The 15614-nt window shown below is 69.3% G+C and carries 18 protein-coding genes; 11 read left to right on the top strand and 7 right to left on the bottom strand.

What is annotated here, in order from left to right:
• Nucleotides 1–139 precede the first annotated feature (139 nt).
• The 4 genes from IE198_RS28145 to IE198_RS28130 all read right to left on the bottom strand — a co-directional run bounded on the left by IE198_RS28145 (nt 140) and on the right by IE198_RS28130 (nt 3332).
• Nucleotides 140–865: a Mut7-C RNAse domain-containing protein gene (locus IE198_RS28145; RefSeq protein WP_189891564.1), complete on the bottom strand. Its 726-nt coding sequence runs from the start codon at nt 863–865 to the stop codon at nt 140–142.
• A gap of 43 nt (nt 866–908) precedes the next feature.
• Nucleotides 909–1766, bottom strand: coding sequence for an NAD(P)H-binding protein (locus IE198_RS28140; RefSeq protein WP_189891561.1), 858 nt, complete (start codon nt 1764–1766; stop codon nt 909–911).
• A 140-nt stretch (nt 1767–1906) separates the two neighbouring features.
• Entirely contained in the window at nt 1907–2449 is a 543-nt protein-coding gene (locus IE198_RS28135) for a GNAT family N-acetyltransferase (RefSeq protein WP_189891559.1), read from the bottom strand.
• 43 nt (nt 2450–2492) lie between these two features.
• Entirely contained in the window at nt 2493–3332 is an 840-nt protein-coding gene (locus tag IE198_RS28130; protein ID WP_189891557.1) for a helix-turn-helix domain-containing protein, read from the bottom strand.
• Nucleotides 3333–3406: 74 nt separating this feature from the next.
• On the opposite strand from IE198_RS28130, the gene IE198_RS28125 reads away from it, so the two are divergent.
• From IE198_RS28125 to IE198_RS28115, 3 genes are all read left to right on the top strand, one after another.
• Nucleotides 3407–3988: a TIGR03086 family metal-binding protein gene (locus IE198_RS28125; RefSeq protein ID WP_189891555.1), complete on the top strand. Its 582-nt coding sequence runs from the start codon at nt 3407–3409 to the stop codon at nt 3986–3988.
• 156 nt (nt 3989–4144) lie between these two features.
• Nucleotides 4145–5020, top strand: a complete 876-nt coding sequence (locus tag IE198_RS28120; protein WP_189891553.1) for a glycosyltransferase family 2 protein — start codon at nt 4145–4147, stop codon at nt 5018–5020.
• Between the two features lie 105 nt (nt 5021–5125).
• Nucleotides 5126–5692, top strand: a complete 567-nt coding sequence (locus tag IE198_RS28115; RefSeq protein ID WP_189891653.1) for a DM13 domain-containing protein — start codon at nt 5126–5128, stop codon at nt 5690–5692.
• A gap of 42 nt (nt 5693–5734) precedes the next feature.
• Here IE198_RS28115 and IE198_RS28110 read toward each other — a convergent pair whose 3' ends face one another.
• Nucleotides 5735–6289 (bottom strand): hypothetical protein, encoded by a 555-nt coding sequence (locus IE198_RS28110; protein ID WP_189891551.1) that lies wholly within the window; start codon nt 6287–6289, stop codon nt 5735–5737.
• A gap of 116 nt (nt 6290–6405) precedes the next feature.
• Here IE198_RS28110 and hemL point away from each other — a divergent pair, with 116 nt between their 5' ends.
• The 8 genes from hemL (at nt 6406) to IE198_RS28070 (ending at nt 14691) form a co-directional block, all read left to right on the top strand.
• Nucleotides 6406–7722 carry a glutamate-1-semialdehyde 2,1-aminomutase gene (gene hemL, locus IE198_RS28105; RefSeq protein ID WP_189891549.1) on the top strand — a complete coding sequence of 439 codons (1317 nt, stop codon included), beginning with the start codon at nt 6406–6408 and terminating at the stop codon, nt 7720–7722.
• On the top strand, nt 7719–8492 hold the full coding sequence (locus tag IE198_RS28100; RefSeq protein WP_229834402.1) for a histidine phosphatase family protein: 774 nt from the start codon (nt 7719–7721) through the stop codon (nt 8490–8492). The genes hemL and IE198_RS28100 overlap by 4 nt, the downstream gene beginning before the upstream one ends.
• Before the next feature lie 192 nt (nt 8493–8684).
• Nucleotides 8685–9935 carry a polysaccharide deacetylase family protein gene (locus IE198_RS28095; protein ID WP_189891547.1) on the top strand — a complete coding sequence of 417 codons (1251 nt, stop codon included), beginning with the start codon at nt 8685–8687 and terminating at the stop codon, nt 9933–9935.
• 68 nt (nt 9936–10003) lie between these two features.
• Complete coding sequence (locus IE198_RS28090; protein ID WP_189891545.1) at nt 10004–10603, top strand: TlpA family protein disulfide reductase; 600 nt, start codon at nt 10004–10006, stop codon at nt 10601–10603.
• A gap of 4 nt (nt 10604–10607) precedes the next feature.
• Nucleotides 10608–11372 carry a cytochrome c biogenesis CcdA family protein gene (locus IE198_RS28085; protein WP_189891543.1) on the top strand — a complete coding sequence of 255 codons (765 nt, stop codon included), beginning with the start codon at nt 10608–10610 and terminating at the stop codon, nt 11370–11372.
• A gap of 4 nt (nt 11373–11376) precedes the next feature.
• The gene (resB, locus tag IE198_RS28080) at nt 11377–13050 is read left to right on the top strand and encodes a cytochrome c biogenesis protein ResB (protein WP_189891541.1); all 1674 of its coding nucleotides are present in this window, start codon (nt 11377–11379) and stop codon (nt 13048–13050) included.
• Nucleotides 13047–14138, top strand: coding sequence for a c-type cytochrome biogenesis protein CcsB (ccsB, locus tag IE198_RS28075; RefSeq protein ID WP_189891539.1), 1092 nt, complete (start codon nt 13047–13049; stop codon nt 14136–14138). Before resB ends, ccsB begins: the two co-directional genes overlap by 4 nt.
• Before the next feature lie 37 nt (nt 14139–14175).
• Nucleotides 14176–14691 (top strand): SRPBCC domain-containing protein, encoded by a 516-nt coding sequence (locus IE198_RS28070; protein WP_189891537.1) that lies wholly within the window; start codon nt 14176–14178, stop codon nt 14689–14691.
• Nucleotides 14692–14706: 15 nt separating this feature from the next.
• On the opposite strand, the gene IE198_RS28065 is transcribed toward IE198_RS28070, so the two are convergent.
• Together IE198_RS28065 and IE198_RS28060 are read right to left on the bottom strand one after the other, a co-directional pair.
• Nucleotides 14707–15156, bottom strand: a complete 450-nt coding sequence (locus IE198_RS28065) for a nucleoside deaminase (RefSeq protein WP_189891535.1) — start codon at nt 15154–15156, stop codon at nt 14707–14709.
• Nucleotides 15157–15170: 14 nt separating this feature from the next.
• Nucleotides 15171–15560: a PLD nuclease N-terminal domain-containing protein gene (locus IE198_RS28060; protein ID WP_189891533.1), complete on the bottom strand. Its 390-nt coding sequence runs from the start codon at nt 15558–15560 to the stop codon at nt 15171–15173.
• Between the last annotated feature and the right edge of the window lie 54 nt (nt 15561–15614).

Here is a 15614-nt window from a genome sequence, read left to right as displayed (position 1 = left end):
CCGGACCTCCGACTGGCGTGCCCTCGGCTCCGGACCTCCAGCCGTCCGGTCCCCGGGCACTGGACCTCCAGCTGTCCGGCACCGGACCTTCAGCCGGCGGGTCTCTCGGCACCTGCCCTGCGGGCGCGGTCCCGCAGTCTCACGCCCTGCCGCTGCGCAGGGCGTCGGCGACGATGGCCTCGAGGCGGGCGTGGTGTGCGCCGCGCCAGTAGACGCGGCCGCACGCGGTGCACTGGGCGAAGACGTCGTAGCTGCGCTGCGTGCCCTGTTGCAGTTGCTCCTGGACTGCGTCCTTGTCGGCCTCCTTCAGCGGGCCGTTGCAGGCGGTACAACGGGTCCAGGGGGCGAGCGCAGGGGCGAAACGCTCCAGCACGTCGCGCAGTTGGTCGTCGGGGCGGTCGCTGTAGACGTACGCGCCTGCCCAGATCTCGCGGCGCCGCAGCAGCCCGCGATCCCGGGAGAGCAGCACCCTCTGCTCCTTCGCGGAGAGGGCGGCGAGGGCGGGGTCGCCGATGTCCTCGTTCTCGTACGCCGCGTCGACGCCGAGCAGGCGGAGCCGCCGGGCGAGCGTGCCGAGGTGGACGTCGAGCAGGAAGCGGAGCGGGGCGCCGGGGACCTGCTGGGGGCGGGCCACACCGAGCACCTCGACGTGCTCCCCATGGCCCGGGACGTGCGAGACCGGCACCTGACGGCCGTCGACGAGAAGCCGTCCCGCCTCCGTCAGCGGCACGCCCAGCGACTCCACGACGTGGCCGAGGGTCGAGGAGCCGTCGGTGGCCAGGGGCCGGTGCCCGGCGCGGTAGTCCGACGGGACGAAAAGCCGCAGCTCGGGGGCGACCTCGATGGTGATCTCCGGTCTGTTCACAGCGCCAGCATGTCACCGGCCGCGCCGGACCGGCCAGCTCTTTCTAGGCCGCCATCTCGGCCCGGAAGGCGTCGGCGTGTTCCTCCGCCCACTCGGCGAAGGTGCGGGCAGGGCGGCCGATCAGTTCCTCGACGGTCCGGGTCAGGACGGCGGGCGAACCCTCCGTCGAGGCCCAGTAGTCCAGCAGCGCCTGTGCGAACTCCCCCGGCAGGTAGTCGGACACGGACTTCTGCCACTCCTCACGCGTCACTCTGCGGATGTCGACGGGCGTCCTGCGGCCCGCGGCCCGCGCCACGGTCGCGATCTGCTCGGCGAAGGTGAGCGATTGCGGACCGGTCAGATGGTGCGTACCACCGCGCAGCCCCGGCCGGGTGAGCACTGCCGACGCGACCCGCGCGATGTCGTACTCGTGGATCGGATCCCCGTGGCTGTCCGGGTACGGGAGCTCGACCACGCCGGTCGAGCGCAGCGCTCCCGCCCACTGGAGGGCGTTGCCCGCGAAGGCTCCGGGGCGGAGCAGCGTCGCCTCGAGGGGACCGGCGGCCAGGCACTGCTCGACCGCGAGATGGGACGCGGCGATCGGATTGTCAGCTGCGTCCGGGGCCATGACCGAACTGGTCGACAGCAGCACGATGTGCTCGACACCGGCCGCGTGCGCCTCGGCGACGAAGGTGTCGATGTGCGCCGGTTCGGCGTAGAGGAAAACGGATGTGACGGAGTCGAGGGCTGCCCCAAAGGTCGAGGGGTCGTCCAGCGCGCACCGCACGGTCCCGACGCCCGCGGGCGCCGAGAGATCGCCGGGGCTCGCGGACGCGGCGCGTACGGGAAGGCCCTGCTGATGGAGGAGCGTGAGGAGGGCGGAGCCGACTTTGCCGCGGCTTCCGGTGACGAGGGTGGTCATGAACAAAGGTCCTTACAGAAGCGGAAAGGGTCACTTGCTGCATTAGACTGTGCCACACAGAAGCTGCGTCACGCAGATTAATTCGACGAGGAAGCATCGTCGGTTCCCCGGCTCCCACTCGCCCCCGGTTGGTGCTCCCTTCAGCCCTGCATCGGCCCCAGGTCCAGGCACCAGTCGTTGGAGCGCAGCAGATTGCCCGGCGGGTACTCGAAGTCGCACTCGCCGACGAGGACGAATCCCGCCTTCCGGCACACCGCGTTCGACGGCCCGTTGGAGACGGAGGGGAAGGCGTGCAGGAAGCGGTGTTTGCCCTCGGCCCTCGCCGCCTCGACCACCGCCAGCGTCCCGGCCGTCGCGACCCCGCGGCCCTGGAAACCGGGCAGCACGCTCCAACCCGTCTCGTAGACCTGCTCGTCCTCCCAGGTCTGCTCCCAGAAGCCGACGGTTCCGGCGGCCTCGCCGCCCGTCCCGTCGCCGCTGTCCACGACGATGCGGAACATCCGGCCCCGGCCGGTCCGGTCGGCGCTCAGATCGACGTACCGCCGATGGCGGGTGAGGAGCTGCTCCTCCGTCTCCGGGCCGCCGAGATGGTCCATCAGCGCCGGTGCGTTCGCCGCGCGGAGCAGGCCGAGGTCGTCCTCCGACCAGGGTTCGATTCGTACCGGAGTCGCATTGCCGTCCATGTCCGAACTGTAGGGCGCGGATCCGGCAGCGGCCCGGCGCTGCCTACCGCTCGGCCCGGGCGTACGCCGACGGGGGAACGCCCACCGTGGCGGTGAAGTCCCTTACGAGATGCGCCTGGTCGCTGTACCCCAGCTCGCCGGCCAGCCCCGCCCAGTCGACGTCCTCGGCCGGTCCGCCGGCATCCTCCGCGCGCTCCAGCGCCTCGTGGATGCGGTAGCGCAGGATGACCCACTTGGGACCCACGCCGACGTACGCCGCGAACAGACGCTGCAGGGAACGGGTCGACAGGCCCTCCGCATCCGCGAGTTCGGAGACACGCCGCACGGAGCGGTCGTCACGGATCCGGTCCACTAGCTCCATGGCGCGCACCGCCTGCGGGTCCGGCCGGGGATCGAGAGCCAGCAGAAAGGCGTCCAGGGCGGCGACCCGGGCGTCCTCCTCGTCCGGGCAGACGACCGCGCGAACAGCGGTGCGCCGTGCCGCGTCGTCCGCGTCCGGCAGCAGTACGTCCCCGATCGGCAGCCGCTCACCCGTCCAGTCGGACACCGGCCGCCGCGGGGCGAACGGCCGGAAGCCGCCTGGCCGGAACTTGATTCCGCACACCCGCCCCCGTCCGGCCAGCTTCTGTGTGAACAGCTCGAGGCCGATGCCCGCGACCTCGGCCCAGGCAGGCTCGTCACCGTACTGCTGGAAGACCACGTTCACCGACGGGTGCGGCACCACATGGGAGGCGTACGGCGCGGCCAGGTCCCAGTCGATCAGCCAGTAGTGCTCGAGATACGGGCGCAGGGCGGGCGCTGGTGCGCGGCGACGGAAGCGGACGCGGGCGAAGAGCTCACGGGCATCCACGATGCCCCTGGTGTCGCGCCGCGGGCCGGTCATGTGCCGATCCTAGGACGGGGCGGTGGCGCGTTTCTTCAATACGCGGCCCCGGTGGCCGTGCCTACGGTGGTCCCATGACGAAAAGCATCAGCGGCCTGCTGGAAGCAGCGGCGGAGCGCTCCGTCCCGGTGGTGCGGGGCATCACCGACGAGCAGCTCGGCCACCCCACTCCGTGCACTGCGTACGACGTGAAGGCACTGGCCGATCACCTCTTCCAGGTGGTGGTCAACTTCCAGGCAGTGGCGGCGAAGCAGGAGTCCGACTTCTCCTCGGAACCGGACTACGTCGGGCACGGCGACTGGCGCACCGCCTTCGCGGACGAGACGGCCGCGCTCGTCAGGGCGTGGGCGGCGCCCGGTGCCGAAGAGGGCACCTCGGGCGCGATGGGGCTCCCCGCCCGGGTCATCGGCCGGATGGCCCTCGGCGATCTGACCGTGCACGCCTGGGACCTCGCCCGCGCCACCGGACAGCAGTACACGCCCGACCAGGTCGTCGTCTCCGAGGTGCTCGACGCCTTCCGGGAGCTCGCCCCCACGGGCCGGAGGATGGGCGCCTTCGGCGAGGAGTTCCGGCTGCCGGACGGCGGCGCAGGAGCATCCGACTTCGAGCGCCTGCTGGCCCTGACCGGCCGCGACCCAGGATGGCGGCGCCCGTAGAACCGTCGAAGCCCGCCGTCGCCCGACAGGGACAGGACCACCGGCCTCGACGTCGTACGCACCACCCCACAAGCTCGCCTGCGTCCACCTCCCTGACGCATCCCGTTAAGCTCACGGCTCACTGACGGTGAGGGAACGACGGATGGAGACGTGGACGTGTCACGAGCGCGTGTGGGTGTGGCCGTACTGACCATGGGCACGCGCCCAGCCGAACTGCGGGCGCTGCTCGACTCGGTGGCTGCGCAGGATCTGCCCGCGACACGTGTGGTCGTCGTCTCCAACGGCGCGCCCCTGCCCGAACTCCCGACGGGCGTCACCGGTGTCGAACTCCCGGAGAACCTCGGGGTGTCCGGAGGGCGCAACGTGGCCATGGAACGGCTGCGGGAGTTCGGGGACGTCGACGTCCTCGTCGACCTCGACGACGACGGACTGCTGATCGAGCGGGACGTGTTCAGCCGTATCGCCGCCCTGTACGACGCCGACGACGCGCTGGGCATCGTCAGCTTCCGGATCGCCGACGAGACCGGTTTCACCCAGCGGCGGCACGTGCCGCGCATCGGCAGGACCGATCCGCTGCGAGGCGGGCAGGTGACCACCTTCCTCGGCGGCGGGCACGCCCTGTCGATGCGGATGCTGGAGCGGGTGGGCGGCTGGCCGGAGGACTTCTTCTTCACGCACGAGGAGACCGACCTCGCCTGGCGCGCCCTCGACGACGGCTGGAAGATCCTCTACGCCCCCGAGCTGGTGCTCCAGCATCCCCGGACCGCGCCCACCCGCCACGGCGTCTACTACCGGATGACCGCCCGCAACCGCGTCTGGCTGGCGAAGCGGAACCTGCCGGCACTCCTGGTGCCGCTCTACCTGGGCGCCTGGACGGCTCTCACCCTGGCCCGCACCAGGTCCGCGCCGGGGCTGCGGGCGTGGTTCGGGGGGTTCGCGGAAGGGGTGCGCAAGCCCTGCGGGAAGCGGCGTCCCATGCGCTGGAGCACGGTCTGGCTGATGGCCCGACTGGGCCGGCCCCCGGTGATCTGACCGGCGCGCCGCCGTAAGGGAACCGTCATGTCTTTCGGGGCCCACAGGCGCTCGCCGTCTCCTTGAATGGAGATCGGACAGTGGTTCTCTCCCGAGGAGGCGGCGATGGGACGCGTACGCAGGGCGCTGAGCAGACCGGTGGGTGTCGTGGCACTGGTGCTGACGGTGATGCTGGTGGGCGTGGGACTGTACTGGTTCCAGCCGTGGAAGCTATGGCAGAACGAGACCGTGGACGAAGCACTGCCGGGAGCGGTCGAGGCGCCTGCGGCGCCCACCGGGCCCGCCCCGAGCACGCCGCCGTCCCCGCGGCCGACGGGGCCGACGACCCTCGCGGACGGCAAGCTGATCAGCCACGAGCACACGACGTCGGGGTCCGTGCGGCTGCTGCGCCTGCCCGACGGCTCGCACACCGTGCGGCTGGAGAACCTCGACACGAGCAACGGTCCCGACCTGCACGTCTGGTTGACCGACGCGCCCGTCAAGGAGGGCAAGGCCGGCTGGCACGTCTTCGACGACGGCGAATACGTCAACCTCGGCAAGCTCAAGGGCAACAAGGGCGACCAGAACTACACGCTGCCGGCCGATGTCGACCCGGCCCGCTTCAGCAGCGTGAGCATCTGGTGTGACCGATTCGACGTGTCCTTCGGCGCGGCGGAGCTCGGCCGCACCTGAGCGGCGGCATCGGGAGGGCAGAAGAGAAGAGGCGGCGCCGGGTCAGGGCCAGACCAGGCAGTACGGCTGATGCCCCGCCTCGTGCAGACGTACCGAGAAATCCTGCCATTCGTGCAGCAATTGGTAGACGTTGAACGCGTCCCGCGGCCCCCCGCGATCCGGGACGGTCGACCAGATGAAGGCCGCCGCGCCCACCGACTCCTCGCCGATGCCGCGCAGCGGGTCGACCACGGTCATCGGCAGTTTCACCACCGCGTAGTCGGGGTGCAGCACCACGAGCTCCAGCGGCGGCACCTTGTTGAGCGGCATGCCCTGGATGCCGGTCAGCACCATCGCGGCTATGGTCTCCGGCTTGATCTTGGTGAACATTCCGCCCATGCCGAGCTCGTCGCCGCCGAGCTCTTCGGGGCGCATCGAGATCGGCACCCGGGCGGCAGTGGCTCCGTCGGGCGCGCCGAAGTACTTGTAGGTCACCCCCACTCGGCCGCTCCTGCCTCCCACGGGCTCATCCGCCTCGCCCCGACGGTGCTTTCCGCGTCGAGCAGGCTCAGGGCCCAGGTCGTCCGTCCCCTCGCCCAGTCCGCCACCGCGATGCATATCTCCACCCGACCACTCGCAGCCCCCGCCGCGCAACCCGATCATCGTGACAGTGACCTCCCCCACGAACGTGCGGTGAAACACCTGTCCGCAGATACGTCCGAGCCTCTGAGACCATGGATTCCGTGAGCTTTCCCTATGACGCCCCAGTTTCGCAGACGCTTTTCGACCGCGCGTCCCTCGTGACGCCCGGAGGCGTGAACTCTCCCGTCCGTGCTTTCCGTGCCGTGGGCGGTACGCCCCGGTTCATGGTGTCCGGCACCGGTCCGTACCTCACCGATGCCGACGGGCGCGAATACGTCGACCTCGTCTGCTCGTGGGGGCCGATGATCCTCGGACACTCCCACCCGGCCGTGATCGAGGCGGTACAGGCCGCCGTCGCGCGCGGCACCTCGTTCGGCACACCCGGCGAGGGAGAGGTCGCCCTGGCCGAGGAGATCGTGGCCCGCGTCGAGCCCGTCGAGCAGGTCCGGCTGGTTTCCAGCGGTACGGAAGCGACGATGTCCGCGATCCGGCTGGCCCGCGGTTTCACCGGCCGGTCCAAGATCATCAAGTTCGCCGGCTGCTACCACGGACACGTGGACGCCCTGCTGGCGGCGGCCGGATCCGGTGTCGCGACGTTCGGTCTGCCGGACACGCCCGGTGTCACGGGCGCGCAGGCCGGCGACACGATCGTGCTGCCGTACAACGACCTGGAGGCGGTGCACGCCGCATTCCACGCCAACGCCGGTGAGATCGCCTGTGTGATCAGCGAGGCGTCGCCCGGCAACATGGGTGTCGTCCCGCCCCGGCCCGGCTTCAACGAGGGCCTCAGGGCCGCCTGTGCGCAGAACGGCGCGCTGTACATCTCCGACGAGGTCATGACCGGTTTCCGTACCTCGAAGGCCGGCTGGTACGGGGTCGACGGTGTCACGCCCGACCTGATGACCTTCGGCAAGGTCATGGGCGGCGGCTTCCCCGCCGCCGCGTTCGGCGGGCGCAAGGACGTCATGGCGCATCTCGCCCCGGCCGGTCCGGTCTACCAGGCGGGCACGCTCTCCGGCAACCCGGTGGCCACCGCCGCGGGCCTCGCTCAGCTCAGGCTCCTCGACGACGCCGCGTACGAGAAGGTGAACGCCCTCTCCACGGAGATCCAGGCCCTGGTGACCGACGCGCTGGCCAAGGAGGGCGTCGCGCACCGGGTGCAGACGGCGAGCAACATGTTCTCCGTCTTCTTCACCGCGACCGAGGTCAGAAACTACGAGGACGCGAAGAAGCAGGAGGCGTTCCGCTTCAACGCGTTCTTCCACTCGATGCTCTCCCAGGGCGTCTACCTGCCGCCGTCGGCGTTCGAGTCGTGGTTCGTCTCCACGGCGCACGACGAGCGGGCGATCGAGCGGATCGCCGCCGCGCTTCCCGCAGCCGCCCGTGCAGCGGCGGAGGCCACCGCATGAGCGCCGAGCACAGCGGGGGCGCCGAGCACAGCGCACTGGACGACGTCCTGGACCGCGCCGCCGAGGAGAGCACCGACATCCGGCGCGTCGCCGGCGGAGGCGAGATCACCGTGGTGCACTTGGTGCGCCACGGCGAGGTGCACAATCCCGACGGCATCCTCTACGGGCGACGCGGCGGCTATCACCTCTCCGAGCTCGGACGGCAGATGGCCGACCGGGTCGCCGAGCACTTCTCGGGACGCGACGTCACCCATGTCGTCGCCTCCCCGCTGGAGCGGGCGCAGGAGACGGCCATGCCGATCGCCAAGGTGCACGGCCTCACCCTTGACACGGACGAGCGGCTCATCGAGGCGGGCAACGTCTTCGAGGGCAAGACGTTCGGCGTCGGTGACGGTGCGCTGCGCAAGCCGGGCAACTGGAAGCACCTGACCAACCCGTTCCGCCCGTCCTGGGGCGAGCCGTACGTGGACCAGGCCCGCCGGATGCTGGCAGCGCTTGACGCGGCACGGGACGCGGCGCGAGGTCACGAGGCGGTCTGTGTCAGCCATCAGCTGCCGATCTGGACCGTGCGCAGTTTCGTCGAGCGGCGCCGGCTGTGGCACGACCCGCGTCGTCGGCAGTGCACCCTCGCCTCGCTGACGACGTTCACGTATCAGGGCGACAGGATTGTGTCGGTGGGTTATACGGAACCGGCCCGCGATCTCGTTCCGCCGCATCTGCTCGCGGGCGCAAGGCCGGTGAAGGGCAAGAGCAAGGCATTCGGCGCCTGAGGCCTGTTCGGCGGATGCGTGATCGCCGCCCGAGTGATTCGTGATCGTTCAAAGCCGGTCACAGGCGTTCAAGAAAAATAAACAGAAGTCCCCGGAACCCTCATGTTCCGACTCGCATCTCAGCTTGTGCCGGTCTGATTGCCGGTGTGAGCAACGGCTCTCCCGACCGAGAGAGCGCGGATGGGGGACGATATGCGGGACATCAGCCGAAGGGGTTTGCTCGGAGCGGGGCTTGGGGCCGCGGCGGCGATCGGGGTGGCGGGCTGCGGCTCCAACGGGTCGGACAGAAGTGGACATACCGACACGGCCAAGGGGGGTGGGCCCGGCACCGGAACCGCCAAGCCCGCTCCGTCGAAGACCACCGGCCGGCCGATCGGCGACGGTTCCACCTCCGACACGGGCAAGCAGCCGCACCAGCCGCCGCAGCCCGTCCCGCTCGAACCGGGGCAGACGCCCCCGCAATTCGTGATCTTCTCGTGGGACGGGGCGGGTGAGGTCGGCAACGGCCTCTTCCCCCGTTTCCTCGAACTCGCCAGGAACCACGGGGCGGGGATGACCTTCTTCCTCTCCGGCAACTATCTGCTGCCCGAATCGAAGAAGTCGCTCTACCGGCCACCCAACAATCCGGTCGGTGCTTCCGACATCGGCTATCTCACCGATGACCACATCAAGGACACGCTGAAGTACATACGCCAGGCATGGCTCGACGGTCATGAGATAGGCACCCACTTCAACGGCCATTTCTGCGGCGGCAGTGGATCGGTGGCCAACTGGACCTCCGCGGACTGGCGCAGCGAAATAGAGCAGGCTGTGAAGTTCGTCACCGAATGGCGCACCCACAGCGGCTGGCACGACATCGATCCGCTGCCCTTCGACTACCGCAAGGAACTTGTCGGCGCACGCACCCCCTGCCTCCTCGGCCAGGAAAACCTGCTGCCGACGGCCAAGCAGCTCGGCTGGCGCTACGACGCCAGCTCGTCCGGTGGCCGCCAGACGTGGCCGGACAAGAAGCTCGGCATCTGGGACCTGCCGCTCCAGGCCGTCCCGTTCCCCGGCCACTCCTTCGAAGTCCTCTCCATGGACTACAACATCCTCGCCAACCAGTCGAAGAATTCGACCAATGGCATGCCTTCCCGTTATCCGGGCTGGAAGAAGCAGGCGACCGACGCCTATCTCGCCGGATTCAACAGGGCCTACGAGTCAAATCGCGCCCCCTTCTTCATAGGCAACCACTTCGAGCAGTGGAACGGCGGCATCTACATGGACGCCGTGGAGGAAGCGCTCAAGGGCATGGCCGTGAAGAAGGACGTACGGCTGGTGTCCTTCCGTCAGTTCTGCGACTGGCTCGACGTGCAGGACCCGCAGGTACTCGACAAGCTGCGTACGCTCGAAGTCGGCCAGGCACCGGCAGGCGGCTGGAACGCATTCTTTAAGGCGGCTTGACAACGGTCCCAAACGGGCATGCGGGGGGGTGCGGAAGATCCGCCGGAGCGCCATGCGAAACTTTTCACATGAGCCACAGCCGTGCCCCCCGTGCCGCCCTGCTGACCGCCCTGGTCGCCGCGGGCGCGCTCACCCTGTCGGCCTGCGGCGAGGGTGGAAAGTCCGGTGGCGGCGGTGACACCAACTTCGTCACCGGCACCGGCGGCATCGCCACGGTCGCCAAGGGGGAGCGTCAGTCTCCCGACAAGCTGGCGGGCGAGACCCTCGACGGCAAGCGGCTCGACGTCGCCGACCTCAAGGGCAAGATCGTCGTGCTGAACGTCTGGGGATCCTGGTGCGGACCGTGCCGCGCCGAGGCCCGCTATTTCTCCGAGGTCGCCAAGGAGACCAAGGAGCAGGGCGTCGAGTTCGTCGGGATCAATACCCGCGACCCCAAGAAGCAGAAGGCGCTCAACTTCGAGAAGGACTACGGCATCGAGTACCCGAGCCTCTACGACCCGATCGGGAAACTGATCGTCAACGGCTTTCCCAAGGGCACTTTGAACCCGCAGGCCATTCCCACCACGATCGTCCTCGACCGCGACGGCAAGATCGCGGCACGCTCCCTCAAGGCACTCGACGACAAGGAACTCCGCAAGATGATCGACCCGCTGATCGCGGAGAAGTGATCCTGTGGAGGTTCTGGCCGCAGCGTCCGGCGTGACCGAGACGATCAACGAGGGCGCACTGCTGCTCGCGCTGCCCATCGCCGTACTCGCCGGGCTCGTCTCCTTCTTCTCGCCCTGTGTCCTGCCCCTCGTGCCTGGCTACATCTCGTACGTCACCGGGGTCGGCGGCACCGACCTGGCGGAAGCCCGACGCGGCCGCATGGTCACCGGTGCGTCCCTCTTCGTCCTCGGCTTCACGGTCGTCTTCGTGTCCGGCGGCGCGCTGTTCGGCTACTTCGGCAGCACCCTCCAGGAGCAGCGCGACGTCCTGTCCAAGGTCCTCGGCGGCCTGATGGTCCTGCTCGGCGTGTTCTTCATGGGACTCATGCCCTGGCTCACCCAGCGAGAGTTCCGCTTCCACAAGCGCCCGGCGGCCGGTCTCGCCGGAGCTCCGCTGCTCGGCGCGCTGTTCGGCATCGGCTGGACGCCCTGCCTCGGCCCTACCATCGCGTCGGTGAACACCCTCGCGTTCCAGGAGGCGACCGCGGGTCGTGGCGCCATACTGATGGTCGCCTACTGCCTGGGGCTCGGCCTGCCGTTCATTGCCGCCGCGGTCGCCTTCCGGAAAGCACTCGGTGCGTTCGGCTGGGTCAAGCGGCACTACACCTGGGTGATGCGGATCGGCGGCGGAATGATGATCGTGACCGGTCTGCTGCTGCTCACAGGTGCATGGGACACCCTGGTTCAGGAGATGCAGGGATGGTCCGACGGCTTCACGGTGGGGATCTGAGTTCATGAGCAAGACCGAAGAGCGCGACCTCGGCGAGGCCGGAGCGCAGCTGTCCACCGCCCCTACGGAGAACCCCGCCGACCAGGCGATCGGTGGACCGACGCTCTCGGCAGTCGGCTGGCTGCGGTGGTTCTGGCGGCAGCTCACCTCCATGCGGGTCGCGCTGATCCTGCTGTTCCTGCTGTCGCTGGGATCCATCCCGGGCTCACTGATCCCGCAGAACAGCGTGGACGAGCTCAAGGTGCAGGCGTTCAAGGAGCAGCACGACGTCCTGACGCCGATCTACGAGAAGCTGCAGCTCTTCGACGTCTACAGCTCGGTGTGGTTCTCCGCGGTCTACATCCTGCTGTTCGTCTCGCTCATCGGCTGCATCGTGCCGCGCAGCTGGCAGTTCGTCGGCCAGCTCCGCAGCCGGCCACCGGGAGCGCCCGAGCGGCTCACCCGGCTTCCCGCGTACACCACCTGGCGCACGGAGACCGAGCCGGAACAGGTGCGTGAGGCGGCACTCGCGATGCTGAGGAAGCGCCGCTTCCGCGCCCACGACGCCGGTGACGCGGTCGCCGCCGAGAAGGGCTATCTGCGCGAGACGGGCAACCTCCTCTTCCATGTGTCGCTGATCGTCATGCTTCTGGCGTTCGCCGCGGGCACGCTGTTCAAGTCCGAGGGTGGCAAGCTGATCGTCGAGGGTGACGGCTTCTCCAACACCCTCACCCAGTACGACGACTTCAAGTCCGGGTCGCTGTTCAGCGTGGAAGAGCTTGCGCCGTTCAGCTTCGAGCTGGACGGTTTCACCGGAACGTACGAGAAGAGCGGTCCGCAGCGCGGCACCCCCCGTACCTACGAGGCGGCCGTGACCTGGTCGAAGGGGGACGGCCCCGAACACAGGTCGGTCATCGAGGTCAACAAGCCGCTCGAGATCGACGGCACCAAGATCTACCTCCTGTCCCACGGCTACGCACCCGTCGTCACCGTCCGCGACGGCAAGGGCAACGTGGTCACCAGCGAGCCGGTGCCCCTGCTGCCCATCGACTCCAACGTCACCTCCACCGGCGCGATCAAGGTGATGGACGGCTACCGGGACAAGGACGGCAAGAAGGACCAGCTCGGCTTCCAGGCCTTCTTCGTGCCGACGTTTGCGGGCGCAGGAGAGGGCGACATGTTCTCCCAGTTCCCCGGCCTGGAGTACCCGGTGCTCGCGCTCACCGGCTACCACGGCAGCCTCGGCGTCAACGCCGGTCTGCCGCAGAACGTCTACCAGCTCGACACCAGGAAGATGGAGCAGTTCAAGGGCCCCCACGGCGAGATCCTCAAGCAGCGTCTGCGGCCCGGCGAGACCATGAAGCTCCCCGACGGTGCCGGTTCCATCACCTTCGAGAACGAGGTGAAGGAGTGGGCGAGTTTCCAGATCTCCCAGCAGCCCGGCAACGGCTGGGCGCTGGCCGGCGCGATCGCCGCCATCACCGGCCTGGTCGGCTCGCTGTTCATCCAGCGCCGCCGCGTCTGGGTGCGGGCGGTACGCGGTGCGGACGGCGTGACGGTCGTCGAGATGGCCGGCCTCGGCCGCAGCGAGTCGGCGAAGCTCCCGGAAGAGCTCGCCGAGCTGGCCGCGACCCTCAATGCGCAGGCGCCGACGGCGCCTGAACCCGTAGAAGTTCCTGTCGAAGGGGCTGAGAAGTGACTCTCGCCGCCGCAACCAACGCGAACCTGGCGGAGATCAGCAACTACCTGATCTATTCGTCGATGGCCGTCTACACGCTGGCCTTCTTCGCGCACATCGCCGAGTGGACGCTCGGCAGCCGCAGCAAGGTGGCCCGTACGGCGGCCGCACTGACCGCGCCCGCCCGGGGCGCCGCGGGCGAGGGCCCGAAGATCCAGGTGAAGAAGGTCGGCGGCGGCACGACCGTCCTGGAGAAGCCCAAGGTCGTCACCCGCGCCGCGAACGGCGCCCGTGACGTCCCGGACGGCCCCGGCGCGCACGGCGGCACCGAGAGCGGCGACCTGTACGGCCGGATCGCGGTCTCCCTCACCGTCCTCGCCTTCCTGCTGGAGGCGGCCGGTGTGATCTCCCGCGCCCTGTCGGTGCAGCGCGCGCCGTGGGGCAATATGTACGAGTTCTCCACCACCTTCTCGACCGTCGTCGTCGGTGTGTACCTGGCGCTGCTCCTCGCCGGGAAGAACGTCCGCTGGGCCGGTCTGCCGCTGGTCACCACCGTCCTGCTCGACCTCGGCATCGCCGTCACCTGGCTCTACACGGAGAGCGACCAGCTCGTCCCGGCGCTGGACTCGTACTGGCTGTGGATCCACGTCTCCACCGCGATTTTCTGCGGCGCGGTCTTCTACCTCGGCGCCGTCGGCACGGTGCTCTACCTGTTCCGCGACTCCTACGAGAACAAGCTCGCGAACGGCGGCAGGCCCGGTCGCTTCGCCACCTCGGTCCTGGAACGGCTGCCCGCCTCGGCGTCCCTCGACAAGTTCGCCTACCGGGTCAACGCCGCGGTCTTCCCGCTGTGGACGTTCACGATCATCGCGGGCGCGATCTGGGCCGGCGACGCCTGGGGCCGCTACTGGGGCTGGGACGCCAAGGAGGTCTGGTCGTTCATCACCTGGGTCGCCTACGCCGCCTATCTGCACGCCCGGGCCACCGCGGGCTGGAAGGGCCGCAAGGCCGCGTACCTGGCGCTGATCGCCTTCGCCTGCTGGCTGTTCAACTACTACGGCGTCAACATGTTCGTGAACAGCCTGCACTCGTACGCGGGCGTGGAGTGAGGTAGCGCCCACGCCGAGGAGGGGTGACGCTGGAGGCATGAGTGAGGTGATCCCCCACGGCAGCACGGAGACCCGGGACGACGGCACTCGCCTGTTGCGGTACGAACTGCGTCTGCCGCATCCGGTGATCCGGGTATGGGCCGCGGTGGCCACCCCCGAAGGGCTGCCGACCTGGCTCTGTGCCGCCGACGTACTCGAACCGAGAGTCGGCGGCGCGGTCACGCTCCGCTGGCTCAACGCGGACGCGGAGGGCCACCACACCGTCGCGGAGGGCCGGGTCACCGCGTGGGACGTGGAACGGGTCGCCGAGTACACGGTCACCGTGCACGGCCGGATCCGCTTCCACCTCGAGCAGCACGGCGACAACGGGACCGTGCTCCGCTTCACCAACGAACTGCGCTGCGACGACGACGTGCTCCTGGACTGCCTGGCCGGCTGGCACAACCACTTCGAGCTGCTCGTGGAGGCACTGGAAGGCCGTCCCACGACCGACTGGGAGACCTGGACACCGACCCGCTGGCAGCAGTTGCGCGACTCCTACGCCGCGGCCTGAGCCCACGCATCGGGCTCAGGCGCCGATGTCCTCGTGCCACAGCTCGGGCCTGGCCGTGACGAAGTCGCGCATCATCGCCCGGCAGTCGGCGTCGTCGAGCAGCACGATCTCCACGCCGTTCGCGGCCAGCCAGTCGTGGCCGCCCCGGAAGGTCTCCGCCTCACCGATCACCACCCGCGAGATGCCGAACTGCCGCACCAGACCGCTGCAGTACCAGCACGGGGAGAGCGTCGTCACCATCGTCGTGCCGCGGTACGAGCGCTGCCGGCCGGCGGCGCGGAAGGCCGCCGTCTCGGCATGCGCCGACGGATCGGCGTCCTGGACGCGGCGGTTGCGGCCGCGGCCGAGGAGCGTGCCGTCAGCGCCGTACAGGGCGGCACCGATGGGGATGCCGCCTTCGGCGCGACCTGACCGCGCCTCCGCGACGGCCGTCGCCAGCCACGCCTCGTAGCCGCCGTGTGCCATGCCCGTCCTCCCGGTCAGGACTTCTCGTCCTCGTCGCCCTGCTCGCGCTTCTTCAGCTCCTCCTCGCGGCGGCGCAGGTCCGCCTCCCAGTCCTTGAGGACCGCTTCGTCCTTCTCGTTCTCGTCCTTGAGGGACTTCAGGAAGTCGGGGTTGTCGTCCGGGGCGACCCACTCCGTGCGGTGGTTGCGATGCCACTCCGCGGGGGTGCGGCCGCCGGCCGGGGCGTGCCGCATCTTGCCGGCGGCGAACCAGACGATCGGGCCCACGATCCAGAAAAGCAGGATGATGAACACCCAGGCCACCTTGGGGAGATGCTTGGCCTCGTCCTCGGGAGTGTTCAGGCAGTCGATGAACGCGTAGATCGTCAGCGCCAGCGGCAGGATGTACATCAGTGCCCTGAGCATGTGGGACAGCCCCCTGGAGACATAAGCGGGGCGGCGTTTCCCCGGCCCCGGTGA

Source organism: Streptomyces xantholiticus (assembly GCF_014651015.1).
Lineage (GTDB): Bacteria > Actinomycetota > Actinomycetes > Streptomycetales > Streptomycetaceae > Streptomyces > Streptomyces xantholiticus.
The sequence above is the reverse complement of the archived record's forward strand: the minus strand, read 5'-3'. Positions and strand labels throughout refer to the sequence as shown.